This is a genomic window from Streptomyces pallidus (ex Mingjun et al. 2026), from assembly GCF_051550185.1.
GTDB lineage: Bacteria > Actinomycetota > Actinomycetes > Streptomycetales > Streptomycetaceae > Streptomyces.
The window spans coordinates 3,164,158-3,189,936 of record NZ_CP196181.1 but is presented as its reverse complement, the minus strand read 5'-3'; the positions used below and the strand labels follow the sequence as shown (position 1 = coordinate 3,189,936).

Below are 25,779 nucleotides of genomic sequence, written 5' to 3'. Positions count from 1 at the left end.
GCACGATCGGTTGCTCCCCGTACAACTCGTGGACGAAGGTACTTGAAAGCCGTAACGTGCTGATTTGCGCCACACGTACAAGACAGTCAGTGAACGGGTTGGGGACTTTGCTGGGGGACGACGCGGAGCTGACCGCCGCGGTGCTCGCGGCACAGGACGGCGATGAGAACGCGTTCCGTGCTGTGTACCGCACCGTGCACCCGCGCCTGCTCGGGTACGTACGCACGCTCGTGGGCGACGGCGACGCGGAGGACGTGACCTCCGAGGCCTGGCTGCAGATCGCCCGCGACCTCGATTCCTTCACCGGCGACGCCGACCGCTTCCGCGGCTGGGCGGCCCGGGTGGCCCGCAACCGGGCCCTGGACCACGTCCGCATGCGCGGCCGCCGCCCCGCCATCGGCGGCGACGAGACCGAGCTGACGGGCCGGGCCGCGGACAGCGACACCGCGGGCGAGGCGATGGAGGCCCTCTCCACCGGCCGGACCATGGCCCTCATCGCCAGGCTCCCGCAGGACCAGGCCGAGGCGGTGGTGCTGCGCGTGGTGGTCGGGCTCGACGCCAAGAGCGCGGCCGAGACCCTCGGCAAGCGACCCGGAGCGGTGCGTACCGCGGCCCACCGCGGACTGAAGAAGCTGGCGGAGCTGCTGTGCGCCGAGGGCGTGGGCGGGCCGGAAGCGGAGCCTGCGTCGGACCGGGCGTCGACGGTCGGCCATAATGCCGGTGGCCGGATCCGGGAGGGCGGGGGTCAGCGCGACCTCGACGCCGTTCCCGCCCAGCGCGGCCGGGGCGGTGGCCTCGTAGAGCAAACCGGTGTGACGCATTCACGTTGGCGGACGCAGAAGGACATGTGATGGCCGACGAGCGCAACAGGTGGTTGGACGGGGCGGCGGCGGAGCGCGTGCTGCGTGGCGCGCCGGCCGGCCCCGACGCCGATCGCCATGCCCGGGATGCCGAGCTGCGGCTACGGGCCGCCCTCGACATGCTGGTGCCGCCGCAGGCCCCCGCCGGGACGGAACTGCCCGGGGAGGAGGCTGCGCTGGCCGCGTTCCGCGCCGCCCGCGCAGGAGCGCCGGACGCCGCCGACACCCGGGCCGCCGGGTCCGCCGGGTCCGCCCCGGAGGTCGGGCCCGTCGTGGACCTCGGCCCCGTGATCCCCCTGCCCGCACCCCGGGCCGGAGCCGCCGCGTCGTCCCGGCGCGGCCGCCCCGTGCGGTTCGCGCTGGCCGCGGCGCTGGCCAGCGTCGCCGTCGGCGGGATCGCCGCGGCCGCCGGCGCCGGCCTGCTGGACCGTGCCACCCACACCTCCGCGGGACCCGCGCCGGCCGCGACGCTCAGCGCCGAGGCGAAGCCGGCCCCGTCCGGCGGCGTCGGCCCCACCTCCGCACCGCAGCTGCGCCCCGACCCGTTGCGCAGCGCCGACGGCGGGACCACCGCGCCCGGCACCCCGGACGGCTCCGCGGCCGGTCCGGGCACGGCCGACGGCGGCGGCACCGGACCCGACTCCCGCTTCGGCCCGGGCACGGACACCTCGTCCGGCACGGCCTCCGCGGGCGGCACCGGCGGCGTCGGCAAGGAGACCCTCGGCGGTGGCGCGACCGAGCTGCGCGGCCAGGACAGGGAGACCCGCCTCAAGGCGGTGGACCTGTGCGAGGCGTACCGGTCCGGCAGCATGACCGCCGACCGCCGCGACAAGCTGTCCAAGCTGGCCAAGGGGCTCTCGCGGATCCCGCACTACTGCGAGGCGCTGCTCGACGGGCCCCGCGGGTCCACGACCGGCACCGCGCCCCGCAGCACCGAGGGCAGTGGCGAGGTACTCAAGGCCCCGACGCCCGGTCGGGCGGCGCCGATGACCCAGCCGACCCCGGTGGTCGGGACCGCCTCCCCGGGTGTGCGCGTACCGCGCTGACCGCCCGCTCCGACGACTCCGAAGGCCCCGCGACGACGCTCCGCGCGGGCCTTCGCGCTGTTCACGGCAGGTGTCACGAACACCCTGTAACACTTTTCGAACCCGTGGCGCAGTACATATCGAGCCGACTGGTCATCGGCGGCGCACGAGCCGGGGTTCCCCCCGTACCCCTGGGCTCTGCGCACCCGGCGCGGGCAGGGTTCGTTCCCCCGGCCCTGCCCGCGCCCCCCTTCCTCCTTCCGTCCCCCCGGCCCTCCGGGCTCCGGCCCCGGGCCGTGCACGGGCCGTGCGCGACCCGTTCGACCCCCCGGCGCCGCCGGTCCCCGGACAAAGAAGAACGGCCCGGGTCCGGCCCCCCCGGGTCCGGACTCGGGCCGTTCGGCCGGGACGGCTCACCAGTAGACGACGACCTTGTCGCCGACCTTCACCTGGTCGAACAGCGCGGCGATCTTGCCCTTGTCGCGGACGTTGACGCAGCCGTGCGAGGCGCCCTTGTAGCCGCGCGCCGCGAAGTCCGCCGAGTAGTGCACCGCCTGGCCGCCGCTGAAGAACATCGCGTACGGCATCGGCGTGTGGTAGATCGTCGACGTCCAGTCCTTGGCCTTCCAGCCGACGCTGAACTCGCCCTCGCGGGTCGGGGTGTTCTCCGAGCCGAAGCGCACGTCCATGGTGGAGACGACCCTGCCGTCGATCATCCAGGCCAGGGTGCGGCTCTCCTTGCTGATGCACAGGACGCGGCCCTGCATGCAGCGCGGGTCGGGCGCGTCGGCCTCGTTGACCTCCGGCGGGCGCAGCTCGTCGGCCGTCGGCTTCTTGCTGGCGCCCTGCAGCTTCTTCCAGGTGGCCTCGTCGACCGAGCCGGTGGCGGACAGGCCGTACTTCGACTGGAAGTTCCTGACCGCGGTGGTCGTCTTCGTGCCGTAGAAGCCGGTCGGCTTCACCGACATGAACTTGAGCTGCTTCAGGCGGGCCTGGAGCTCGCGCACCTGGTCGCTGTCGTCGCCGTTCGCCATGATCGGCTTGACCGTCGGGGAGGCCGACGCCGAGGCGGACGGGGAGGCGGACTGCGACGGCGACGCGGACGGCGAGGCCTGCTTGTCGTCGGCCGAGGGCGAGACCTCGGGGGAGGTGCTCGTCGCCGCGGACGGGGCGAGCGGGGAGGCGGAGCCGGCCGGCGTCGCCTTCGGCCCGCACGCGGTCGCGGCGAGCGCGACGGCGGCGGCCGCCCCGAGTGTGCGGACTATGGCTCTCTGGCGGTGCATGTGCTGTCCCCCCGAATTCTACGGTCGTCGTGTGTCTAGGTGATGCCTGGCGGGCGTGGAGAGTTGCACGGAGTGCGGGGATGTTGCGCCATTGTGACCAGCAGCCGTCAGGAAGACGGCCGGCAGCCGTCGCGGGGAAGGTTGTACCAGCCCCGGGTTCCTGTGCTCTACGGAGGGCTTGGCCACATGTCGAACACCGAGAGCGGCATCCCGATCGAACCGGTCTACGGGCCGGAGGTTCTGACGGGGTGGGACCCGCACGCCAAACTGGGCGAACCAGGGGCGTATCCGTACACACGGGGGATCTACCCGTCGATGTACACCGGCAAGCCGTGGACGATGCGCCAGTACGCGGGCTTCGGGACGGCGGCCGAATCCAACGCCCGCTACCGGCAGCTCATCGCGGGCGGCGGCACCGGCCTGTCCGTCGCCTTCGACCTGCCGACCCAGATGGGACACGACTCCGACGCGCCCCTCGCGCACGGCGAGGTCGGCAAGGTCGGCGTCGCCGTCGACTCGATCGACGACATGCGGACCCTGTTCGACGGGATTCCGCTCGACCGGGTGTCCACCTCGATGACCATCAACGCCCCGGCCGCCCTCCTGCTGCTGCTGTACCAGCTGGTCGCCGAGGAGCAGGGGATCGCGGGCGGGCAGCTGACCGGGACCGTGCAGAACGACGTGCTGAAGGAGTACATCGCCCGCGGGACGTACATCTTCCCGCCCGGGCCCTCGCTGCGGCTGACCGCCGACACCTTCCGGTACTGCCGGGCCGAGATCCCCCGTTGGAACACCATCTCCATCTCCGGCTACCACATGGCCGAGGCCGGGGCCTCGCCCGCGCAGGAGATCGCCTTCACCCTGGCCGACGGGATCGCGTACGTGCGCACCGCGCTGGACGCCGGGATGGCCGTCGACGAGTTCGCCCCCCGCCTGTCGTTCTTCTTCGTCGCGCGCACCACCCTGCTGGAGGAGGTCGCGAAGTTCCGGGCCGCCCGGCGGATCTGGGCCCGCGTCATGCGCGAGGAGTTCGGGGCGCGGGACCCCAAGTCGCTGATGCTGCGTTTCCACACCCAGACCGCCGGCGTCCAGCTGACGGCGCAGCAGCCCGAGCTGAACCTCGTACGGGTGGCGGTCCAGGCCCTGGCGGCGGTGCTCGGCGGCACCCAGTCGCTGCACACGAACTCCTTCGACGAGGCCATCGCGCTGCCGACGGAGAAGGCGGCCCGGCTGGCCCTGCGCACCCAGCAGGTGCTGGCCCACGAGACGGACGTCCCGCACACCGTCGACCCGTTCGCCGGCAGCTACGCGGTGGAGCGGATGACCGACGGGGTGGAGGCGGCGGCGCTCGACCTGATGCGCCGCGTCGAGGACCTCGGCGGGGCGGTGGCCGCGATCGAGGCCGGCTTCCAGAAGGCGGAGATCGAGCGCAACGCGTACCGCATCGCGCAGGAGACCGACAGCGGCGAGCGGGTGGTGGTGGGGGTGAACCGCTTCGCCCTGGCCGAGGAGGAGCCGTACGAGCCGCTGCGCGTCGACCCGGCCATCGAGGTCCGCCAGCGCGAGGCCCTCGCCGCCCTGCGCGCCGAGCGGGACGGCGCGGCGGTCGCAGCGTCCCTCGCCGCCCTGCGCGAGGCGGCGCGGGGCACGGCCAACGTCCTCTACCCGATGAGGGAGGCCCTGCGCGCCCGGGCCACGGTGGGCGAGGTCTGCACCACCCTCCGGGAGGTGTGGGGTGCCTACGAGCCGTCCGAATCGCGCTGGTGACCGCATGCTGGAACACCCGTGCGACAGGAGTAACTGCATGGGACACTCCTGCGCATGCTGGGTGTCACCGATCTGCCGACCTACCTCATCGGCCTCGTCCTGATCATCCTCCTGCCGGGGCCCAACTCCCTGTACGTGCTCTCCGTCGCCGCCCGGCGAGGGGTGCGTACGGGCTACAAGGCCGCCGCCGGGGTGTTCACGGGCGACGCCGTGCTCATGGCGCTCGCCGCCACCGGTGCCGGGGCCCTGCTCCAGGCCAGCCCGGTCCTCTTCGGTGTCGTCAAGCTGCTCGGCGCCGGCTACCTGACCTGGCTCGCCGTCGGGATGCTGCGCGGCGCCTGGTCGCTGTGGCGGTCGCGGACCGGGCCGCAGCCGGAGCCGGAGGCCGCCCCGGCCGTGGAGGCGGACGCGGGCGAGGCCGAGCGGCCGTACCGCCGGGCGCTGCTGATCAGCCTGTTCAACCCGAAGGCGATCCTGTTCCTGGTCTCCTTCTTCGTGCAGTTCGTCGACCCGGCCTACGCCTACCCGGCGCTCTCCTTCCTCCTGCTGGGCACGCTGCTCCAGGTCGGCAGCTTCCTCTACCTGACGCTGCTCATATTCGGCGGGACCCGGCTGTCCGCGGCGTTCCGCCGCCGCAGGCGGCTGTCGGCCGGGGCGACCTCGGCCGCGGGCGTCCTCTTCCTCGGTTTCGCCGCCAAGCTCGCCACCGGCTGACGGCCGGCCTCAGGAGCGCGCCGCGACGCGCAGCCGGCGCAGCCTGCGGACCATGCGCCGCACCGCCGGGTTCTGCGGCAGGAACGCCAGGCCGGCCGGGACGCCGCCGGGCAGTCCGAGGGCGGTCAGGCGCCGGCGCGTGACGTAGCCGCGGGTGCGCCGGTCCGGGTGCGCGGCCAGGTGTCGTTCGGCTTCGGCGCGGCGCTCGGCCAGGACCTGCGGCTGCATGGCGTAGCCGACGGCGGTGACCAGCCCGGCCAGCCGGACGCGCACCTGGTCCGGGCCGGGGGCGGCCCAGTCGGCGACGGCGGTCGCGTCCGCGAGGTCGGGGAGCAGGGCGTCCACCACCGTCAGCGGGATCCGGTTGCTGTTCTGGTACGGGGTCAGTCGGGCCAGCACGGCCTCGGTGCCGGTGCGCGCGACGGGAAGCCCGTACAGCGTGGCCGCGGTCAGCAGCCCGGTGGAGAAGCAGCCGACGACCAGGGCCGGGCGGAGCCGCCGGTACAGGCACTCGGCCAGCACCGGGGCGGCGGCGACGGTGAGTCGGACGCCGAGCCGCTCGGCCTCCGCGGCGGCGCGCCGGGAGTACTCGGCGGGGGCGCTGGGGTGGGGCTTGAACACCAGCTCGTGGTGGCCGAGGGCGTGCGCCCCGCGGACCATGCCCACGTGCAGGTCCTCCTCCTCGCGCGGGGAGAGCAGGTCGAGCGCGGAGAGGTACTGGCCGAGCAGCAGCGCCGGCCCCTCCCCGACCCCGGCGAGCTCGGGCGCCTCGGCCGGGAGCCCGTCGAGGACCTTCAGCAGGGCCCCGGTCGGCAGCCGTTCGGAGGGCACGCCGAACTCGGTCAGCAGCAGCGGCTCCAGACCGGGCACCAGGTCGGGGTGGAGGACCCGGCGCACGCGGGTGCCGAGCTGGGCGTCGAGGCGGAAGCGGGTGGGGCCGTAGCTCATCAGGCCGTCGGCGTACACGTCGACGGCGGCGCCGGGGAAGAGCTGGCACAGGGCCCGGGCCGGCGGGACCTGGAGGGACTCCACGATCAGCTCGACGCGGTCGTCGCCGAGGCCCCAGAGGGTGCGCAGCTGACGCTCCCACAGGGGTACGTCCTCGGGGCGCGGGGTCCAGGAGCTGGGGTGCAGCGGGGCGATGACCGCGTTCCAGCCGATCACCTCGTCGAAGCGGGTGCGCAACTCGGCGAAGCCGGGCATGTCGGCCAGGCCGGGGGTGGCCTCGGCGGCGACGGCGTGGTCGCTGGTCAGCAGGATGCGGCGGTGGGCGGGCGGGAAGCAGCCGGCGTCGATGCCGGCGGCGAGCGTGGCCGTGCCGTAGAGGGTGGAGGCGAGGAAGAGCTGGGTGCAGGGGACCGAGCCGGTGCCGGGGAGGGGGCCGGGCACCAGCCCGGGCACGTGTCCGGGGGCGGGCATCAGGCGGCCCCCCTGCCGCTGCGCAGGCGGCGCAGGCGGCGCAGCAGGGTGCTGCGCGCCGGGTCCATCGCGTCCAGGGCCTGGTCCAGCAGCTCAGGGGGCATGCGCTGGAGGGCGCCCGCGCTCATGAGTCGGAGTTTTTCGGCCACGGGTGGTTCGAACCTTTCGATGGACCCGACATGGTGCGCGATGATTGCACAATATGTTCGCACGGCTTTCGGGAGCAGTTGTTCGAAATCGGGGTCGGCTGCCGTGTCGTCCAGTACCTGATCGAATGCCCGGATGAAATCGAGCTGCCTCTCGTCCGTGATCTGCGTCAATGAGGTGGAAATGCCGCGCCGGTAGAAGACCCCGGGCAGGCCGACCGCCGCGAAGGACCGCGCCCGGCGGTGCAGGCGCCAGATCCACGGCCGGTCCTCCGCCGTGCGCAGCCCGTCCGTGAAGTGCAGCAACCCCCGGTCCAGCAGCCGCCGGTGGTACATGCCGGCCCAGGCGTACGGATAGTCCACGCAGGTCGACCGGGTGGCCGGCAGGATCCCGGCGCGCGGATCGGTGGGCACCAGCTGCGGTCCGTGCGGGACGTGCCGGACCGCCCGCGTCCGGCCCGTCACCGTGACATGGTCGGTGCGGACGAAATCGCAGTTCAGGGCCTCGATGGCGGCCAGGGTGCGGGCCAGGTGGCCGGGGGCCAGCCAGTCGTCGCCGTCCAGGAAGGCGAGGTACTCGCCGCGGGCCGCGTCCAGGCCCGTGTTGCGGGCGGTGGCCAGGCCGCCGTTCCGGTCGCGCACGACGTGCACCGCCCCCGGCAGCTCGCGCGCCGCCCGCTCCAGGAGAGCGGGCGTCCCGTCCGTCGAGCAGTCGTCGACCAGCAGGAACTCGAAATCGTCCCGCGCGTTGAGTTCGAGGCTTTTCAGGGCATCCGGCGCGTATGTCTGCACGTTGTAGAACGGCACGACGACAGAGAGCTTGGGCACCTGTGAGACATTAAGACGCCGTGTGGCATTCACCGTGACCCGCGTGCGTATTTCGCGTGAACGGCGCGGGGCGGGAGCGTTAACCGGTGCGGATTCGTATTTCGTCGACGGCCTGTTAACCCGATGTTGTGCGGTCGTTGGGCCTATCTGCGAAATGCGCGAATAACTTCTGCCAGGTGCCAGTCAGCAATCGCGCAGACACCATCGCATCCCGTGCGTCCCGTGCATCACGCACGCCGCGCACCGGCCTCTCCGTCGCGGTCCTCGCCGATTCCGACACCCGCTGGAAATGGGGTGCCCTCACCGCCCGCCGCCTCGTGCCGGACCACGGTGAACTCTCCGGGTACCTGCTGCGCGGCCGCGCCACCCCGACCCCCCGCCAGCTCGGCGAGGTGGGGGTGCGGGTCGACCGGCTCACCGAGGTGACCTGCCCCGAGTTCCTGGCCGCCCTCGAACGCGAGCGGCCCGACGTGGTGGTCCTCGCCCTCGTCGGCGGCGCCGTCCAGGCCGTCCTGCACGGGGTCCGCGCCCTGTGGCCCGAGCCGGCCGCCCGCCCGGTCCTCGTCACCGGCTACGTGGGCGTCGTCTACGAGAAGCTCGCCGACGGACTGCTGCTGCGGCACGGCGCCGACCTCGTGCTCGCCAACTCCCGGCACGACGCCGAACGCTTCCGCGCCGTGTACGAGGGCGTCGCAGCGGCCGCCGACTCCGTCACGGAGACCGCCCTCTCCTTCCTCGCCGACGCCGGCCCCGGCGGCACCCACCGGGCGGCGGGAGCGGCACCGAGCCGCGCCCTGCGGGTCGTCTTCGCGGTCCAGCCCTCGGTGCCCGAGACCCGGGGGGACCGGGCGTACCTGCTCGGACGGGCCGCCGCCCACGCCCGCTCCCACCCGGACCGCGAGGTGCTCGTCAAACTGCGCAGCCGCCCCGGGGAGCACACCACGCACCTGGAGGAGCAGCCGTACCAGCGGCTCGCCGAGCGGATCCCCGGCGGGCTGCCGCCGAACTGCCGGCTCGCCTACGGGAACATGGGCGAGGTCCTGGACGGCACCGACCTGCTGGTCACCGTCTCCTCCACCGCCGCGCTGGAGTCCCTGCACCGGGGCATCCCGACCGCGGTCCTCACCGACCTCGGCATCCGCGAGTCCCTGGGCAACCACCACTTCATCGGCTCGGGCTGCCTCGCCTCCTGGGACCAGCTGGACGCGGGACTGCTCCCGCAGCCCGACCCGTCCTGGCTCGCCGCGCACGGGGTCCCGGGAGACCGCACAGCCGACGCCGACGAGGACGCCGCCGACGCCGCGGACCCGTACGCCGCCGCCCGGGCCCGGGTCGCCGAACTGGCCGCGCGGCCCTGGCTGCCGCCGGTCGACCCGTACTACACCCGCACCACCGCCCCCGGGTACCTCCCGGGGATCCTCGCCCGCCAGCACCTCGCCCCCGACGGGACCCCGCTGCCCGGCGCCCTCCGCGAGCCGGCCCACGAGTCCCTGCTGCGGCGGCTGCTGCGGCGGCACCTGCGCGAGGCCGCCCGCGGGGCCTACCGGCACGGGGTGCAGCGCGTGGCCCCGGTGATCCGCCGACTGGGGGAGCTGTGACGACCCGCACCGAAGCACCCGCGCCCGTACCCGTGCCCGTGCCCGCACCCGAGCCCGTACCCGCACCGGCCGCGCCGCCCGCACCCCGCGCGGAGCGCGATCCCGACCCCGACCGCGGCGGCCCCCGCAAGCGGGTACTCGCGGTGATCCCGGCCCGCGGCGGCTCCAAGGGGGTCCCCGGGAAGAACCTCGCCGAGGTGGGCGGCGTACCGCTCGTGGCCCGGGCCGTGGCCGCCTGCAGGGGCGCGGCGACCGTCACGGACGTCCTGGTCTCCACCGACTCCGAGGCCGTCGCCGCGGCCGCCCGGGCCGCCGGGGCCCACCCGCTGCGCCGGCCCGCGGCCCTCTCCGGGGACACCGCGAGCAGCGAGAGCGCCGTGATGCACGCCCTCGACTCCTTCGAGGAACTGCACTCCGTGGCCGTGGACGTGGTCCTCCTCGTCCAGTGCACCAGCCCGTTCATCACCTCCTCGGAGGTCGAGGCGGTCGCGGCCGCCGTCGCTTCCGGCGCGGCCGACACCGCCCTCACCGTCGCCCCGTTCCACGGCTTCCTGTGGCGGGAGACGACCCCGCAGCCCCCCGGCTCCTCCGGCACCGGCGGCCCCGCCGCCGAGGACCCCGGCGCGACGGGCGTCAACCACGACCGCTCCGTCCGCCCCCGCCGCCAGGACCGCCCGCAGGACCTGCTGGAGACCGGCGCCGCGTACGCGATGGACGCCGCCGGCTTCCGGCGCGTCCGGCACCGCTTCTTCGGCCGCACCCTCCCCGTCGCCACGGACCCCGCCCGGGTCCTGGAGATCGACGACCCGCATGACCTGGCCCGGGCGCGCCTCCTCGCCCCGCTCCTCGACCACACCCCCTCCCTCTCCCCCTCCTCCTCTTCTTCCTTCTCACCGGCCACCCCGCCGGCCCCATGACACCCCGCACCGCACCCCGCACCGAACGAAGGACCCCTGCTGCCATGAGCGTCGCCACCACCCTGCACCCCCGCCTGCGGACCCTCGGCTCGCGCATCGTCGGCCCGGACCGCCCCGTCTACGTCGTCGGCGAGATCGGCATCAACCACAACGGCGAGCTGGACAACGCCCTCGCGCTGGTCGACGCCGCCGCCGAGGCCGGCTGCGACGCCGTCAAGTTCCAGAAGCGCACCCCGGAGATCTGCACCCCGCGCGACCAGTGGGCCATCGAGCGCGACACCCCCTGGGGCCGGATGACGTACATCGACTACCGCCACCGCGTCGAGTTCGGCGAGGCCGAGTACCGGGCCGTCGACGAGCACTGCAAGGAGCGCGGCATCGACTGGTTCGCCTCCCCGTGGGACACCGAGGCGGTCGCCTTCCTGGAGAAGTTCGACCTCCCCGCCCACAAGGTGGCCTCCGCCTGCCTCACCGACGACGAGCTGCTGCGCGCCCTGCGCGCCACCGGCCGCACGGTCGTCCTGTCCACGGGCATGTCCACCCCGAGGCAGATCCGGCACGCCGTCGAGGTGCTCGGCAGCGACAACATCCTGCTCTGCCACGCCACGTCCACGTACCCGGCCAAGGCGGAGGAGCTCAACCTGCGGGTGATCAACACCCTCCGGGAGGAGTACCCCAACGTCCCGATCGGCTACTCCGGCCACGAGACCGGCCTGCAGACCACCCTCGCGGCCGTCGCCCTCGGCGCCACCTTCGTCGAGCGGCACATCACCCTCGACCGCGCGATGTGGGGCTCCGACCAGGCCGCCTCCGTCGAGCCCGGCGGTCTGACCCGTCTGGTCCGCGACATCCGCACCATCGAGACCGCGCTCGGCGACGGCGTCAAGCGGGTCTACGACTCCGAGCTCGCCCCCATGCGCAAGCTCCGCCGCGTCCAGGGCGAGCCGATCGCCGTCTGACCCGGCGCCCGGTGTCCGTACGAAGCCCCGCCCCTGCCCCGGCCCGTCCCTGACGAGGAGTGCACGGTGACCCCCTCCGCCACCACCCTGGCTTTCGTCGAGAGCCCCGTCCAGCTCCTGAACGTGCTGGAGTGGGCGCACGCGTACGGAACCCGCCCGGACGGCGGCGCCCCGCTGCTGGGCGGCGTCCCGAGCCAACCCGCCCGGACCGCGGGCCGGCCCGGGTCCCGGCCCGGCGGCACGGCCGGCGCCCCCGACGCCGGTACGCCCCGCGCGGCAGCGGCCGGCGGGGGCGGCGCGGCCGGTGGGCTGCGGATCGTCGTCCTGCCGCCGACCGACCCGATGTCCCGCGGCCAGCTCCGCCGCATGGCGGCGCTCGCCCGGGACGAGGGGTACGAGGTCCGCTGGCAGGAGGCCCGGGGCAGCCGGCTCGCCCCGGTCAAGGCGCTCGCCGCGCTCGCCCGCGACGTGCGCGCCGCCGCGCGGGTCATCGTCGGCGACCCGTTCTCCCGGTACGTGCAGCTGCTGCTGACCCTGGTGGGCGCCGAGGAGCTCGTGGTCGTCGACGACGGCACCGCCACCATGGAGTTCGCCGCCCAGACCGCCCGCGGCGAACGCCTCGTCCGCTGGCACCGCATCGGCCGCGGCGGAGCGGTCGGCAAGCTGCGCGAGCTCGCGTACGCGCCGGTGTCGTCGGCCGCGCGGCGCCGCTTCACCCCGGGCCCCGGCACGGGCCGCCGCGTCGAGGTGTTCACCTCGATGCCCGTCACCGTGCAGGGCACGATGACCCTGCGGGTCAACGACTTCGCCTGGACCCGCGCCCGGTTCGGCCCGCCCCGGCTGACCCGCGGCACCGACCTGGTCGGCACCTCGCTGGTGGAGACCGGGGTGGTGGACGCGGCCGGCTACCTGGAGGCCGTGCGCGTCCTGACGGAGCGCCACGGGGCCACCCGCTACTTCGCGCACCGCCGTGAGTCGGCCGAGAAACTGCGGGCCCTGAGCGAGGCGACCGGGCTGGAGATCGTCCGCCCGGACCTGCCGCTGGAGCTGGTCGCGCGCCGCGGACCGATCGGCCGAACGGTCGTCAGCTTCCCGTCCACGGTCGTCCACACACTGCCGTACGCGCTGAGCGGCACGGGTGTGACCGTTGCCGTATGCGACGTCGACCCGGCCTGGTTGACGGGTTCCGCGTCGCCGCGGGCGCAGAGCTTCCTCGCGGGCGTCACCGACACCGCCCGTGATGTGCGCAGAATCCACGCAGGGACGGTCCCGGCGGCCGGTTGAGCGCGCGAGTTTACCCCCGGCTGCATGCGCTCATGCGTCCAGAGGTCTGGTTTTTTTCCCCTGACGGCATGAACTTTTGCTGATCTCCATCCAGTTGGACCATTCGTGCGCCTACCCTTCAACGGGTGAACCAGTTGATGTCCCGCGAGTCCCAGCCCGTCCTGCCCGGCACGCCCGCCCAGCCCGAGCTGCCCGGCACTCTTCCGGACCACCTGCGTGCCGAACTGATCGCCTTCCGCCGGGACTTGCACATGCACCCGGAGCTAGGACACCAGGAGTTCCGCACCACGGCGGCCATCAAGGCCCGACTGGAGAAAGCCGGCCTCCGGCCACGCGTACTGAAGTCCGGGACCGGACTCATCTGCGACGTGGGCACCTGGGACGGCGGCCGACCGATGCTGGCGCTGCGCGCGGACATCGACGCCCTGCCCATCCCCGACGCCAAGACGCACGTCGCGTACCGGTCGACCTTCCCCGACCGGGCGCACGCCTGCGGCCACGACGTGCACACGGCGGTCGTCCTCGGCGCCGGGCTGGTCCTCGCCGAGCTCGACCGGCAGGGCCTGCTGCCCCGGCCGGTGCGGCTGCTCTTCCAGCCCGCCGAGGAGGTGCTGCCGGGCGGGGCCACCGACGCCATCGCGTCCGGCGTCCTCGACGGCGTGGGCAAGATCGTCGCGGTCCACTGCGACCCCCGGGTCGACGCGGGGAAGATCGGTCTGCGGGCCGGGCCGATCACCTCCGCCTGCGACCGCCTGGAGATCACCCTGGAGGGCCCCGGCGGGCACACCGCCCGGCCGCACCTCACCACCGACCTGGTGACGGCCGCCGCCCGGGTCGCCACCGACCTGCCCGCGGTGGTCGCCCGCCGGATGGACGCCCGCTCGGGCATGTCGATCACCTGGGGCCGGATCGAGTCCGGGCACGCCTGCAACGTGATCCCGATGCACGCCGAACTCTCCGGGACCATCCGCTGCCTGGACATCAAGGCCTGGCACGAGGCGCCCGACCAGATCCACGCCGCGATCGACGAGATCGCCGCGGTGCACCGGGCCAAGTCGGAGATCACCTACGTGCGCGGGGTGCCCCCGGTCGTCAACGACCCGGTGATCACGGAGCTGCTGCGCGAGTCGATGACCGCCCGGCGGGGCGCGGAGTCGGTCGAGGACACCGAGCAGAGCCTGGGCGGGGAGGACTTCTCCTGGTACCTCGAACACGTGCCGGGAGCCATGGCCCGGCTGGGCGTGCACCCGCCGGGCGCCAGCGTGAAGAGGGATCTCCACCGGGGAGACTTCGACGTGGACGAGGCCGCGATCGGGGTCGGAGTGGAGTTCTTCACGGCCGCCGCACTGATCGACGGGCACCGTTCGAGGCCGATCACGTAGGAATTTTTTACCTCATCTGAGCGACGCCCGGCACACCTGTCCAGCCCTTGTGTCCCAAGGGCTGGACGCAGGACGCGTCACTGATCGGTCACTGTCCGGTTCACGACGATCCGATAACGACTCATGAACGGGCCTTTAACTGACATCTACGCGCGTTACGATCGCCGCGAAAACCAGCGCCGGTCAGTAGGCGCTTTCGGTCAGGTTTTGAAGGAGCCTCCCCTTGCGCCGGATCACCAGGATCGCCACCGTGGGCCTCGCGTCCGCGGCGCTGGCCCTCTCGGCCACCGCCTGTGGCGGAAAGAAGTCCTCCGACACCGCGTCGTCCACCGACTCGGCGGAGAAGTCCGCAGCCATCGCCTACGACATCGGCGGCCGTGGCGACCAGTCCTTCAACGACGCCGCGTTCGCGGGTCTGGAGAAGGCCGAGAAGGATCTGAAGATCAAGGGCGCCGAAGCGGAGCCCACCGAGGGCGAGAGCGAGGCCGACAAGGTCCAGCGCCTCACCGAGCTCGCGCGCAAGGGCAACAACCCGGTCATCGGCGTCGGCTTCGCCTACGCGCCGGCGATCAAGAAGGTCGCGGCGAAGTTCCCGAACACCACGTTCGGCCTCATCGACGACACCTCGGTGACCGACAAGAACATCGCGAACCTGGTCTTCAACGAGGAGCAGGGCTCCTACCTGGCCGGCGTCGCCGCCGCCAAGGCCTCCAAGTCCGGCACGGTCGGCTTCATCGGCGGTGTCGAGGTGCCGCTGATCAAGAAGTTCGAGGCGGGCTTCGCCCAGGGCGTCAAGGACACCAACCCGAACGCCAAGGTGCTGTCGACCTACCTGACCCAGCCGCCGGACTTCTCCGGTTTCGCCAAGCCCGACCTCGGCAAGGCCGCCGCCAAGGGCCAGCTGGACAACGGCGCCGACGTGATCTACTCCGCCGCGGGCCTCGCCGGCTCCGGTGCGATCGAGGCCACCGCCACCGCCGGCAAGTGGGCCATCGGTGTCGACTCGGACCAGTACAACCAGGCCGGTCTGGCGAAGTACAAGGACAAGATCCTGACCTCGGTCACCAAGGACGTGTCCGGCGCCGTCTACAACCTGATCAAGTCGGTCCAGGACGGCAAGCCGCAGACCGGTGAGGTCCGCTACGGCCTCGACACCAACGGTGTGGGCCTGGCTCCGTCCAACCCGGAGTACAAGAACATGGCCGACGTCCAGGCTGCCGTCGAGAAGGCCAAGGCCGACATCATCGCCAAGAAGATCACCGTCAAGACCGCGCCGTAAGGCCGTCACCTGACGTGAAGTAAGGTCTCGGGGGTCCGGGAAGCGGTCTCTGCCGCTTCCCGGACCCCGAACCGCATTCCGTGATTCCTTGTGGCCACTTGGCCGCAAGTTTTCACTTTCGACAGTGCTACGCGCGTAGAGGCATCGTGGACGCGATACCTTCTCTCCCCGCCCTGTCCCCCCGCCCAGCGGCATCTTTCCAGCTCCTTTCGCGCCAAGGAGAGTGCGTCATCAACGCGTCCAGCCCCCCTGCCGTAGAACTGCACGGCATCACCAAGCGTTTCCCCGGCGTCGTCGCCAACAAGGACATCGCCATCACCGTCCGCAAGGGCACGGTCCACGCCCTCATCGGTGAGAACGGTGCAGGCAAGTCGACCCTGATGAAGATCCTCTACGGCATGCAGAAGCCGGACGAGGGCACCATCGCCATCGACGGGGAGCAGGTCTCCTTCAACAACCCGGGTGACGCCATCGCCCGCGGCATCGGCATGGTCCACCAGCACTTCATGCTCGCCGACAACCTCACCGTCCTGGAGAACGTGGTCCTCGGCGGCGAGAAGCTGTACGGCATCGGGTCCAAGGCCCGCAAGAAGATCCTGGAGATCTCGGACGCGTACGGTCTCGGTGTCCGCCCCGACGCGCTGGTCGAGGACCTCGGTGTCGCCGACCGGCAGCGCGTGGAGATCCTCAAGGTCCTCTACCGCGGCGCCCGGACGCTGATCCTCGACGAGCCGACCGCCGTGCTCGTGCCGCAGGAGGTGGACGCGCTCTTCGACAACCTGCGCGAGCTCAAGGCCGAGGGCCTGACCGTCATCTTCATCTCGCACAAGCTGGGCGAGGTCCTGAAGGTCGCCGACGACATCACCGTCATCCGCCGTGGCACCACGGTCGGCACCGCCGACCCGAAGACCGCGACGACCAAGCAGCTCGCCGAGCTGATGGTCGGCAGCGAGCTGCCCACCCCGGAGACCCGCGAGTCGACGGTCACCGACGTCCCGATGCTCCAGGTCAAGGGCCTGACCCTGGCCGAGACGGGGAGCGCGGTGACCGCGCCGCTGGTGGCCGCCGCCGAGGACCGCAACGAGGACACGGAGAACGTCCACGAGCACGTGCCCGCCGGCCGCCTGCTGCTGGACGGCGTCGACTTCACGATCCACAAGGGCGAGGTCCTCGGCCTCGCCGGGGTCGAGGGCAACGGCCAGACCGAGCTGATCGAGGCCCTCATGGGCATGGTCACCCCGGACTCCGGCGTGATCACCCTCGACGGCCAGGACATCACCAGGCACCCGGTGCGCAAGCGCCGCGAGGACGGCATCGGCTACATCCCCGAGGACCGCCACCGCCACGGCCTGCTGCTGGAATCCCCGCTGTGGGAGAACCGCATCCTCGGCCACGTCACCGAGGCGCCCAACTCCAAGCGCGGCATCCTCGACCCGAAGGCCGCCCGCAAGGACACCGAGCGGATCGTGCGCGAGTACGACGTCCGCACCCCGGGCATCGACGTGACCGCGGCCTCGCTCTCCGGCGGCAACCAGCAGAAGCTGATCGTCGGCCGCGAGATGAGCCACAACCCGAAGTTCCTCATCGCCGCCCACCCCACCCGCGGTGTGGACGTCGGTGCGCAGGCGCAGATCTGGGACGCCATCCGCGAGGCCCGCCGTGAGGGCCTGGCCGTGCTCCTGATCTCCGCCGACCTCGACGAGCTGATCGGCCTGTCCGACACGCTGCGCGTCATCTACCGCGGCCGCCTGGTCGCGGACGCCGACCCGGCGACCATCACGCCGGAGGAGCTCGGCACCGCCATGACGGGTGCCGCGCGCGGCCACCTGGAAGCCACCGAAACCCACCCCGATCAAGGCTCTGTCGCTGCCGACGGTGACACGACGGAGGACGAGGCCCGATGAAGAAATTCGACAAGGACCGGCTGCTGCTCGCGGCCGCCGGACCGGCGCTCGCACTGGTCAGCGCCTTCGTGCTGACCATGATCGTGCTGGCCGCCTCGGGCGTGGACCCGATCGACCCGCTGCGCATCATGATCGAGCAGGCCGGCTACGAGGACATCCAGGTCCTCATCCTCAACCAGGCGGGCATCTACTACCTGGCGGCCCTGGCCGTGGCCGTCGGCTTCCGGATGAACCTCTTCAACATCGGTGTGGACGGCCAGTACCGCCTCGCCGCGATGATCTCGGCCGTCGTGGGCGCCGCGGTCACGCTGCCCGGTCCGCTGCAGATCCTGATGATCGTGGTCGTGGCCATGCTCACCGGTGCCTTCTGGGCCGGTATCGCGGGCATCCTCAAGGCCAAGCGCGGCGTGAGCGAGGTCGTTTCGACGATCATGCTGAACGCCATCGCGACCTCCCTGATCGCCTGGCTGCTGCTGCCCAAGAACCTGGGCGTCCAGCTGCCCGGCTCCAACGACCTGACCACCGGTGACATCCCGGAGTCGGGCTGGTTCCCGGCCGTCGAGATCGGCCCGGGCCTGGAGGTCTACGGCTTCACCTTCGTCGCCTTCGCGCTCGGCATCGTCTACTGGTTCGTCCTCAACCGCACCCGGTTTGGCTTCGACCTGCGCGCCACCGGCGCCAGCGAGTCCGCCGCCCAGGCCTCCGGTGTGGACGCCAAGAAGATGATCATGACCTCGATGCTCATCTCGGGCGCCGTCGCCGGCCTCACCGGCATGCCGCTGCTGCTGGGCGAGTCCCACACGTACAACCTGTCGTTCCCGGCGGGCATCGGTTTCACCGGCATCACCATCGCGCTGCTGGGCCGCAACAACCCGCTCGGCATCTTCTTCTCCGCCCTCCTGATCGCCTTCATCGACAAGGCCTCCGCCGGTCTCGACACCGCCGGCTACGCCAAGGAGATCGGCACGATCATGCAGGGCCTGATCGTGATCGCGGTCGTCGTCAGCTACGAGTTCGTCCGCCGCTACGGCATCCGCCGCCAGCAGCAGAAGGTCGGCGAGGAGCTGGCCGCCGGCCACGCCATCAAGACCGACAAGGAGGTCGCGGCGTGAGCACCAGCACCGTTTCCGCGACGAGCGCCGCGCCCACGGGCGGCGGCCGCCGCAAGCTCACCCTGCCCTGGATCCTGCTGATCATCGCGGGCGGCCTCGTCCTGATCTCGCTGGTCCGGACGATCTCGGGCGCCAACGACCTGACCTCCGTCGGCCAGGTCTCCGGCGCGCTCCAGCTCGCCGTGCCGATCGCCATGGCCGGTCTCGGCGGCCTGTGGGCCGAGCGCGCCGGCGTGGTCAACATCGGTCTCGAAGGCATGATGATCCTCGGCACCTGGTTCGGTGCCTGGGCCGGCTACCAGTGGGGACCCTGGACCGGTGTCCTCATGGGCGTCGTCGGCGGCGCCCTCGGCGGCCTGCTGCACGCGATCATCACCGTCACGTTCAACGTCAACCACATCGTCTCCGGTGTGGCCGTGAACATCCTGGCCATCGGTTTCACCCAGTACCTGTCGAACTTCACCTTCGACACGGTCCCCGGCGGCTCCTCCAAGCAGTCGCCGCGCATCGAGCCGATCACCGAGATCACCGTCCCGGGGTTGTCGGACGGGTTGGCCACGCTCCAGGCCAAGCACTGGTTCCTGGTCTCGGACCTCGCCGGCGTCCTCGGTGGCCTGGTCACCAACCTGTCGCTGCTGACGGTCGTCGCGATCCTGCTGATCCCCGCCACCTGGTGGGTGCTGTGGCGCACCGCCTTCGGCCTGCGGCTGCGCTCCTGCGGTGAGAACCCGATCGCCGCGGAGTCCCTCGGCGTCAACGTGTACAAGTACAAGTACATCGCCGTGGTCGTCTCCGGTGCGATGGCCGGCCTCGGCGGTGCGTTCCTCGCGATCGTCTCCACCGGCATCTACCAGGAGGGCCAGACCGGCGGCCGCGGTTACATCGGCCTCGCCGCCATGATCTTCGGCAACTGGATGCCGGGCGGCATGGCCCTCGGCTCGGGCCTGTTCGGCTTCACCTACAGCCTCAAGCTGCGCGGTGGCGCCGAGAACGTCCACGCGATGCTGCTGCTCCTGGCGATCCTGCTCGTGGCCGTCGTCGTCTGGCAGCTGTACAAGAAGAAGCACGTCCAGGCCGCGATCGCCGCCGCCTGCGCCGCCGGCCTGTTCGTCTGGTACGCGCTGGTCGACGCCGTCCCGAGCCAGTTCGTCGACGCCGCCCCGTACGTCACGACCCTGCTCGTGCTCGCCCTGTCGGCGCAGCGCCTGCGGATGCCGAAGGCGGACGGCATGCCGTACCGCAAGGGACAAGGCAAGTGACGACGGCGCTCACCCCCGACTGGGAGGCCCTGCGCGAGGCCGCCCGGGACGCCATGTCCCGGGCCTACGCCCCCTACTCGGGCTTCCCGGTCGGAGTCGCGGCCCTGGTGGACGACGGCCGGATCGTGACCGGCTGCAACGTCGAGAACGCGAGCTACGGGCTCGGCCTGTGCGCCGAGTGCGGCCTGGTGTCCTCGCTCCACGCCACGGGCGGCGGCCGCCTGACGCACTTCACCTGCGTCGACGGCAAGGGCGACGTCCTCGTCCCGTGCGGGCGCTGCCGCCAGCTGCTCTACGAATTCGGCGGACCGGAACTGCTGGTGGAGACCCCGAACGGGATCCTCCCGCTGGCGGACATGCTGCCGCAGGCCTTCGGGCCGGACCACCTGAGATAACCGTGCCGACGGCCCTTCGCCCCGCGAGGCGAGGGGCCGTCGCACTTCCGTACTCCAGCGGACCCCCGCACCACCCTCTATGCGCGTAGAAGGAAGCACCACATGGACGTCATCTCCGTCATCCGTACGAAGCGTGACCGCGGCGAGCTGAGCCCCGAGCAGATCGACTGGGTCATCGACGCGTACACCCGCGGCGTCGTCGCCGACGAGCAGATGTCGGCGCTGGCCATGGCCATCCTGCTCAACGGCATGAACCGGTCCGAGATCGCCCGCTGGACCGCCGCGATGATCGCCTCCGGCGAGCGGATGAACTTCGACTCCCTCTCCCGCCCGACCGCCGACAAGCACTCCACCGGCGGCGTCGGCGACAAGATCACCCTCCCGCTGGCCCCGCTCGTCGCCGCCTGCGGCGCGGCCGTGCCGCAGCTGTCCGGCCGCGGCCTCGGCCACACCGGCGGCACCCTCGACAAGCTGGAGTCCATCCCCGGCTGGCGCGCGCTGCTCTCCAACGAGGAGATGCTCCACGTCCTGGACACCACCGGCGCGGTCATCTGCGCGGCCGGCGACGGCCTCGCCCCCGCCGACAAGAAGCTGTACGCGCTGCGCGACGTGACGGGCACCGTCGAGGCCATCCCGCTGATCGCCTCCTCCATCATGTCCAAGAAGATCGCGGAGGGCACCGGCTCCCTCGTCCTCGACGTGAAGGTCGGCTCCGGCGCCTTCATGAAGAACATCGAGGACGCCCGTGAGCTCGCCTCCACCATGGTCGCGCTGGGCACCGACAGCGGCGTGAAGACCATCGCCCTGCTCACCGACATGTCCACCCCGCTCGGCCTGACCGCCGGCAACGCGCTGGAGGTCCGCGAGTCCGTCGAGGTCCTGGCCGGCGGCGGCCCGGCCGACGTGGTCGAGCTGACCATCGCCCTGGCGAAGGAGATGCTGGACGCCGCCGGCATCAAGGACGCCGACCCGGCCAAGGCCCTGGCCGACGGCTCCGCGATGGACGTGTGGCGCCGCATGATCCAGGCGCAGGGCGGCGACCCGGACGCGACCCTGCCGGTCGCCCGCGAGCAGCACGTGGTGACCGCGCCCGAGTCGGGCGTGCTGACCCGCCTGGACGCGTACGCGGTGGGCGTCGGCGCCTGGCGCCTGGGCGCCGGCCGCGCCCGCAAGGAGGACCCGGTGCAGGCCGGCGCCGGCATCGAGCTGCACGCGAAGCCGGGCGAGCAGGTCGTCGCCGGTCAGCCGCTGATGACGCTGCACACGGACACCCCGGAGAAGTTCGACTACGCCCTGGCCTCGCTGGAGGGCTCGTACGACATCGCCCCGGCGGGCACGGCGTTCACCGCGAACCCGATCGTCCTGGACCGCATCGCCTGATCCGGTCTGTCCGCACGCCCCGCCGGAACGCCGGCCCCGTCCACCGGGGCCGGCGTTCCCGCATGCGGGGGCGGTACCCCGGACGTAGCCTGAGGTGTGATCGAGGGACGGTCCCCGGAGCCGGCCGACGGCCCCGCACCGCGCAGGAGGGGCGGCCGGGCCGCACGGCGGCCGGAGGAGTCCCTCGCCGCCCGGTAGCCGGCGGCGGAGCCCGTGGGCCCGCCGGGGCACCCGCGGACGGCAGGGGACCGGGACCGGGGTGAGGGCCGGGACCCGGCCCGGGTCCGGGGCGCGGAAGGCGCCCGGGGCCCGGGCCGGACCCGGCCGGACCCCCCACCGCACCGTCGGCCGCCGCGCCGTGCCCGCGAGCCCGCGCCCCCGAGCCCGTACAAGACCCCGCACCCCGTGCCCGCCGCGCCCCGGTCCCGGCCGGCACCGCGCCCCACGACGGCGGCGGCGCCCGCCCCCGAAGGGGCCGAGAGGCCGAAAGAGGTGCAGCGATGCAGGATCCGACCGCTCCCGACGACCGCGGACCCGACGGCACGCCCGACGGCACGCCCGGTGGGCGCGGCACCCGCGGCCGGCGACCCCGCCCGCCCGGCGGCAAGGCGCTGACCCGGCTGGTGCAGGAACTCGAACGCACGGGCCGCGGCCGGCAGGCCGCCGCCGCGGTCGACAGGGCCGTACCCGGACTCGGCGGGAGCCGCCGCCAGGAGCTGATCACCGAGGCCGTGGGGCCGCCCGAGGTCCGGCCGCCCGCCCGGGACCGGGCCCCGCGTCCGCCCACCGCGCAGGACGGCCGGGAGGCGGGGGCCCCGCCGCCCCGGGAGGCGGCCGAGCGCGTCCGGGCGGGCGCCGCCGACGCGGAGTCCCTCGCCGTCGTGTACCGGGAGACGGCCGAACGGCTGGCCGCGCCGCCCCGCACCCCCGGCCCGGTCTGGCGCTCCCTGGGCCCCTGGACCGTGCCGGGCGGGCAGACGTACGGGCTGAGCCGGGTCAACGTCTCCGGCCGGATCTCCGCGATCGCCGTCGACCCGCGGAACGGCGCGCACCTGCTGGCCGGGGCCGCGGGCGGCGGCATCTGGGAGAGCACCGACCGCGGCGCCTCCTGGGCGCCCCGCACCGACGACGCGGCCACCCTCACCACCGGCGCCCTCGCCTTCGACCCCGCCGCCCCGGGCACCGTGCTCGCCGGCACGGGCGAGGGCAACGCCTGGTCGTGGCTGGGCACCGGGGTCATCCGCTCCACCGACGGCGGCACGACCTGGGCGCCGCTGTGCACCGACCCGTTCACCGGCCAGGGCTTCTACGACCTGGCCTTCGACCCCACCCGCCCGGGCACCGTCCTCGCCGGGACCACCGCCGGCCTGTACGGCTCCGCCGACGGCGGCGCGAGCTGGACCCTGCGCCGCGCCGGTGCCACCTGGTCGGTCGCGCCGTCCGCGAACGGGGAGGCCCTGGCGGCCCGTTCGGACGGGTTGTTCCGTTCGGCCGACGGCGGGGCCGTCTGGCTCCCCGTCACCCTGCCCACCCCGGGCTCCCTCCCGTACGCCCGGTTCGCCGCGGCCGTCGCCCCGTCCGACCCCGGCGTCGCGTACGCCTGGGCGGCCGACGCCGACCACGTGGCCCGGCTGTGGCGCAGGTCCGGCGGAACGGCCTGGGCGCGGATCCCGGTGCCGCCCGGCCTGGACACCGGGCAGGCCTGGTACGACTGGTTCCTCGGCGTCGCCCCCGACCGCGCGGACCAGGTCTACCTCGGCGCCGTCGACGTCTACCGCGGTGACCGCACGGGGACGACCTGGAGCTGGCAGGACGTCTCCACCCGGGAGACCGGCGGCGACTCCATCCACCCCGACCAGCACGCCATCGCCTTCGAACCCGGCGCCCCCGGCGTGGTGTACGTGGGCAACGACGGCGGCCTGTTCCGCAGCCCCGACCGCGGCGTGCACTGGGAGGACCTCAACCACGGTCTCGTCATCGGCGAGTTCGAGTACCTCGCGCAGGACCACGCCTCCGACACCTGGCTGCTCGGCGGCACCCAGGACAACGGCACCAACCGCTGGACGGGCTCCCCGAGCTGGACCCACGTCCAGGACGGCGACGGCGGGGACTGCGCCGTCAACCGCCACGACCCGCGCACCGTCTTCCACACCTTCTACGACATGAGCCTGGAACGCTCCCGCAGCCGCGGCGACTTCGGCACCTGGACCGAGGTGTCGCCCCCGGTGCCGGCCGGGGAGGCCACTCTCTTCTACCCGCCCCTGGAGACCAGTGCCACCGCCGGGCGGACCGTCGCCTTCGGCGGCGGGGCCCTGTACGTCTCCCGGGACGACGCGGGCAGTTGGAAGCGGCTGCCGTTCCCCGCCCCGGGCGTGGGCAGCGCCATGTACGTCCCGCACGCCGACGAGGTCCTGGTCGGCACCACCCGGGGCCGGTTGTACCGGACCCGCTGGCAGGGCGGCGCCTGGAGCCCGCTCACCGCACTGGCGACGCCCCGCGCCGACGCCTGGGTCAGCGACATCCACGTCGACCCCGCCGACACCGACCGGATCTGGGTCACGCACAGCACCATCGGCGGCGGCCGCATCTGGCACTCCGCCGACGGCGGCGCCACCTGGGACGACCGCTCCGCCGGGCTGCCGCCGCTGCCACTCAACGCCGTCGAGGTCGACCCGCTCGACCGCGACCGGCTCTGGGTCGCCGCGGACCTGGGCGTCTACCGGTCCACCGACGCCGGGGCCGGCTGGGAGCCCTTCGCCGACCGGCTGCCCAACGCCCTGGTGGGCGACATCGTCCTGCACCCGAGCGCCCGGCTGCTGCGGGCCGGAACCCGCAACCGCGGCGTGTGGGAGATCCCCGTCGACGGCCCCGTCGACGGTTGAACCGCCGAACCCGGCCCCCGCACCGATGAGTTCCGCCGTCCCGGCCGGTCGGACGGGTATGACGAACCGGATCCTGGAGTTGACCGGCGCCGATGTCGCGGCGGGCGGGGCGGACGCGGCGTGCCTGCGCCTGGCGGAGCTGTACGGGGCCGGGGCCGGCTCCGTGGCGTGCGACCTCGCGGCCCTCCCCGGCCCGCCCGCACTGGCCGCCGTCGAGACCCTGGCCCGGCTGCGGCTGACCGCCCGCCGCTGGGACCGCGGCCTGACGGTGACCGGCGCGGGGCCGGGGCTACGCGCCCTGCTCGGCCTCGTCGGACTCGCCGAGCTCCTCGGGGAGGCCGAAGAGGGGGAACCAGCGGTCGGTGTCGAGGAAGGCGTTGAGCCCGGTGATCCGCCCGTCTGAGACCTCCAGCACCTGGAGCGCCCACGGGACGTGGCCCGGTCGGCCGTCCTGCCGCGGCCGGTACTGGCCGAAGGCGGGCAGGCCGTTGGCGGTGGTGGGGACCAGGCGGGAGCCCTTGCAGCCGATGCCCTGGTTCAGGTGCCACGCGGCGATGTCCGCATGACCCTGCAGCCACAGGTCGAACGGCGGCATGGACAGCACCGCGTCCTCGTGGAGCAGTGCGGTCAGCCGGGAGATGTCGTACGCCTCGAAGGCGGACACGTACTGCTCCAGCAGCTTCGCCTGCTCCGCGTCCAGCGGGTCGGCGGGCCGGCTGTCGCGGGCCGGGCGGGCGGCCAGCGTGGCCCGGGCGCGCTGCAGGGCGCTGTTCACCGAGGCGGTGGTGGTGTCCAGCAGGGTCGCCACCTCGTCGGCCTTCCAGGCCAGCACCTCGCGCAGGATCAGCACGGCCCGCTGCTTCGGCGGCAGGTGCTGCAGCGCCGCGACGAACGCGAGGCGCACCGACTCCTTCGCCAGGGCCGCCTCCGCCGGGTCGGCGGTCTGCGGCAGCACCCGCCCGTCCGGGACGGGCTCCAGCCAGGTCACCTCGGGCCGCTCGTTCAGCACGGCGGAGGCCTGGTGCTGCGGGGCGCCGAGGTCCATGGGGCGGGCCCGCTTGTTGCCCGCGCTCAGCAGGTCCATGCAGACGTTGGTGGCGATGCGGTACAGCCAGGAGCGCAGCGAGGACCGCCCCTCGAACTTCGCGTAGCCGCGCCAGGCGCGGACGTACGTGTCCTGCACCGCGTCCTCGGCGTCGAAGGAGGAGCCGAGCATGCGGTAGCAGTAGCCGGTGAGCTCCACGCGGTAGCGGTCGAGCGCCGCGTCCAGTCCCGCGTCGGCGTCGGCGGCGCGGCTGGCGGCGAGGCCGGCGGTGTCCGTCATCTGTGTCGCTCCCCTGGTCGGTCCCGTGCGACGGAACCTACCGGAGGGGTCTGACAACCGCA

Annotated in this window: 20 protein-coding genes and 1 pseudogene; 17 read left to right on the top strand and 4 right to left on the bottom strand. The window is 73.2% G+C overall.

The annotated features are described in order from the left end of the window. Nucleotides 1–107 precede the first annotated feature (107 nt). Complete coding sequence (locus ACSHWO_RS13660) at nt 108–851, top strand: RNA polymerase sigma factor (RefSeq protein WP_361093683.1); 744 nt, start codon at nt 108–110, stop codon at nt 849–851. Then, entirely contained in the window at nt 851–1,906 is a 1,056-nt protein-coding gene (locus tag ACSHWO_RS13655; RefSeq protein WP_438312084.1) for a hypothetical protein, read from the top strand. Before ACSHWO_RS13660 ends, ACSHWO_RS13655 begins: the two co-directional genes overlap by 1 nt. A 392-nt stretch (nt 1,907–2,298) precedes the next feature. Here the strand turns inward: ACSHWO_RS13655 and ACSHWO_RS13650 are convergent, their stop codons facing one another. Further along, on the bottom strand, nt 2,299–3,168 hold the full coding sequence (locus tag ACSHWO_RS13650) for a L,D-transpeptidase family protein (RefSeq protein WP_438312082.1): 870 nt from the start codon (nt 3,166–3,168) through the stop codon (nt 2,299–2,301). 186 nt (nt 3,169–3,354) lie between these two features. Here ACSHWO_RS13650 and ACSHWO_RS13645 point away from each other — a divergent pair, with 186 nt between their 5' ends. Both ACSHWO_RS13645 and leuE read left to right on the top strand, forming a co-directional pair. Next, nucleotides 3,355–4,935, top strand: a complete 1,581-nt coding sequence (locus ACSHWO_RS13645) for an acyl-CoA mutase large subunit family protein (RefSeq protein WP_438312080.1) — start codon at nt 3,355–3,357, stop codon at nt 4,933–4,935. Nucleotides 4,936–4,989: 54 nt separating this feature from the next. Further along, nucleotides 4,990–5,649, top strand: coding sequence for a leucine efflux protein LeuE (gene leuE / locus ACSHWO_RS13640; RefSeq protein ID WP_361093507.1), 660 nt, complete (start codon nt 4,990–4,992; stop codon nt 5,647–5,649). A 9-nt stretch (nt 5,650–5,658) separates the two neighbouring features. On the opposite strand, the gene ACSHWO_RS13635 is transcribed toward leuE, so the two are convergent. Both ACSHWO_RS13635 and ACSHWO_RS13630 read right to left on the bottom strand, forming a co-directional pair. Next, on the bottom strand, nt 5,659–7,068 hold the full coding sequence (locus ACSHWO_RS13635; protein ID WP_438312077.1) for a polysialyltransferase family glycosyltransferase: 1,410 nt from the start codon (nt 7,066–7,068) through the stop codon (nt 5,659–5,661). Next, nucleotides 7,068–8,042, bottom strand: a complete 975-nt coding sequence (locus tag ACSHWO_RS13630) for a glycosyltransferase family 2 protein (protein WP_438312075.1) — start codon at nt 8,040–8,042, stop codon at nt 7,068–7,070. The genes ACSHWO_RS13635 and ACSHWO_RS13630 overlap by 1 nt, the downstream gene beginning before the upstream one ends. A 203-nt stretch (nt 8,043–8,245) precedes the next feature. Here ACSHWO_RS13630 and ACSHWO_RS13625 point away from each other — a divergent pair, with 203 nt between their 5' ends. The 13 genes and pseudogenes from ACSHWO_RS13625 (at nt 8,246) to ACSHWO_RS13565 (ending at nt 24,796) form a co-directional block, all read left to right on the top strand. After that, nucleotides 8,246–9,640 carry a DUF6716 putative glycosyltransferase gene (locus ACSHWO_RS13625; protein ID WP_438319079.1) on the top strand — a complete coding sequence of 465 codons (1,395 nt, stop codon included), beginning with the start codon at nt 8,246–8,248 and terminating at the stop codon, nt 9,638–9,640. Between the two features lie 143 nt (nt 9,641–9,783). After that, nucleotides 9,784–10,491: pseudogene (locus ACSHWO_RS13620) on the top strand (cytidylyltransferase domain-containing protein); the annotation flags it as partial. Nucleotides 10,492–10,601: 110 nt separating this feature from the next. Further along, nucleotides 10,602–11,516: an N-acetylneuraminate synthase family protein gene (locus tag ACSHWO_RS13615; protein ID WP_361093498.1), complete on the top strand. Its 915-nt coding sequence runs from the start codon at nt 10,602–10,604 to the stop codon at nt 11,514–11,516. 66 nt (nt 11,517–11,582) lie between these two features. Further along, the gene (locus ACSHWO_RS13610; protein ID WP_438312072.1) at nt 11,583–12,800 is read left to right on the top strand and encodes a hypothetical protein; all 1,218 of its coding nucleotides are present in this window, start codon (nt 11,583–11,585) and stop codon (nt 12,798–12,800) included. Nucleotides 12,801–12,937: 137 nt separating this feature from the next. Beyond that, nucleotides 12,938–14,182: an amidohydrolase gene (locus ACSHWO_RS13605; RefSeq protein WP_438319078.1), complete on the top strand. Its 1,245-nt coding sequence runs from the start codon at nt 12,938–12,940 to the stop codon at nt 14,180–14,182. 223 nt (nt 14,183–14,405) lie between these two features. Then, nucleotides 14,406–15,461: a BMP family lipoprotein gene (locus ACSHWO_RS13600; RefSeq protein WP_385847603.1), complete on the top strand. Its 1,056-nt coding sequence runs from the start codon at nt 14,406–14,408 to the stop codon at nt 15,459–15,461. A gap of 230 nt (nt 15,462–15,691) precedes the next feature. After that, nucleotides 15,692–17,365, top strand: a complete 1,674-nt coding sequence (locus tag ACSHWO_RS13595; protein ID WP_361093674.1) for an ABC transporter ATP-binding protein — start codon at nt 15,692–15,694, stop codon at nt 17,363–17,365. After that, the gene (locus tag ACSHWO_RS13590; protein WP_361093489.1) at nt 17,362–18,477 is read left to right on the top strand and encodes an ABC transporter permease; all 1,116 of its coding nucleotides are present in this window, start codon (nt 17,362–17,364) and stop codon (nt 18,475–18,477) included. The genes ACSHWO_RS13595 and ACSHWO_RS13590 overlap by 4 nt, the downstream gene beginning before the upstream one ends. Further along, complete coding sequence (locus tag ACSHWO_RS13585) at nt 18,474–19,736, top strand: ABC transporter permease (protein ID WP_361093486.1); 1,263 nt, start codon at nt 18,474–18,476, stop codon at nt 19,734–19,736. The genes ACSHWO_RS13590 and ACSHWO_RS13585 overlap by 4 nt, the downstream gene beginning before the upstream one ends. Further along, the gene (locus ACSHWO_RS13580; RefSeq protein WP_385847594.1) at nt 19,733–20,131 is read left to right on the top strand and encodes a cytidine deaminase; all 399 of its coding nucleotides are present in this window, start codon (nt 19,733–19,735) and stop codon (nt 20,129–20,131) included. Before ACSHWO_RS13585 ends, ACSHWO_RS13580 begins: the two co-directional genes overlap by 4 nt. A gap of 102 nt (nt 20,132–20,233) precedes the next feature. Next, on the top strand, nt 20,234–21,511 hold the full coding sequence (locus tag ACSHWO_RS13575; protein ID WP_385847591.1) for a thymidine phosphorylase: 1,278 nt from the start codon (nt 20,234–20,236) through the stop codon (nt 21,509–21,511). A 500-nt stretch (nt 21,512–22,011) separates the two neighbouring features. Next, on the top strand, nt 22,012–24,393 hold the full coding sequence (locus ACSHWO_RS13570) for a WD40/YVTN/BNR-like repeat-containing protein (RefSeq protein WP_438312069.1): 2,382 nt from the start codon (nt 22,012–22,014) through the stop codon (nt 24,391–24,393). Between the two features lie 58 nt (nt 24,394–24,451). Continuing rightward, nucleotides 24,452–24,796 (top strand): hypothetical protein, encoded by a 345-nt coding sequence (locus ACSHWO_RS13565; RefSeq protein WP_404238538.1) that lies wholly within the window; start codon nt 24,452–24,454, stop codon nt 24,794–24,796. Here the strand turns inward: ACSHWO_RS13565 and ACSHWO_RS13560 are convergent. Continuing rightward, on the bottom strand, nt 24,683–25,717 hold the full coding sequence (locus ACSHWO_RS13560; RefSeq protein ID WP_385847583.1) for a sigma-70 family RNA polymerase sigma factor: 1,035 nt from the start codon (nt 25,715–25,717) through the stop codon (nt 24,683–24,685). The genes ACSHWO_RS13565 and ACSHWO_RS13560 overlap by 114 nt on opposite strands. Nucleotides 25,718–25,779: the final 62 nt, after the last annotated feature.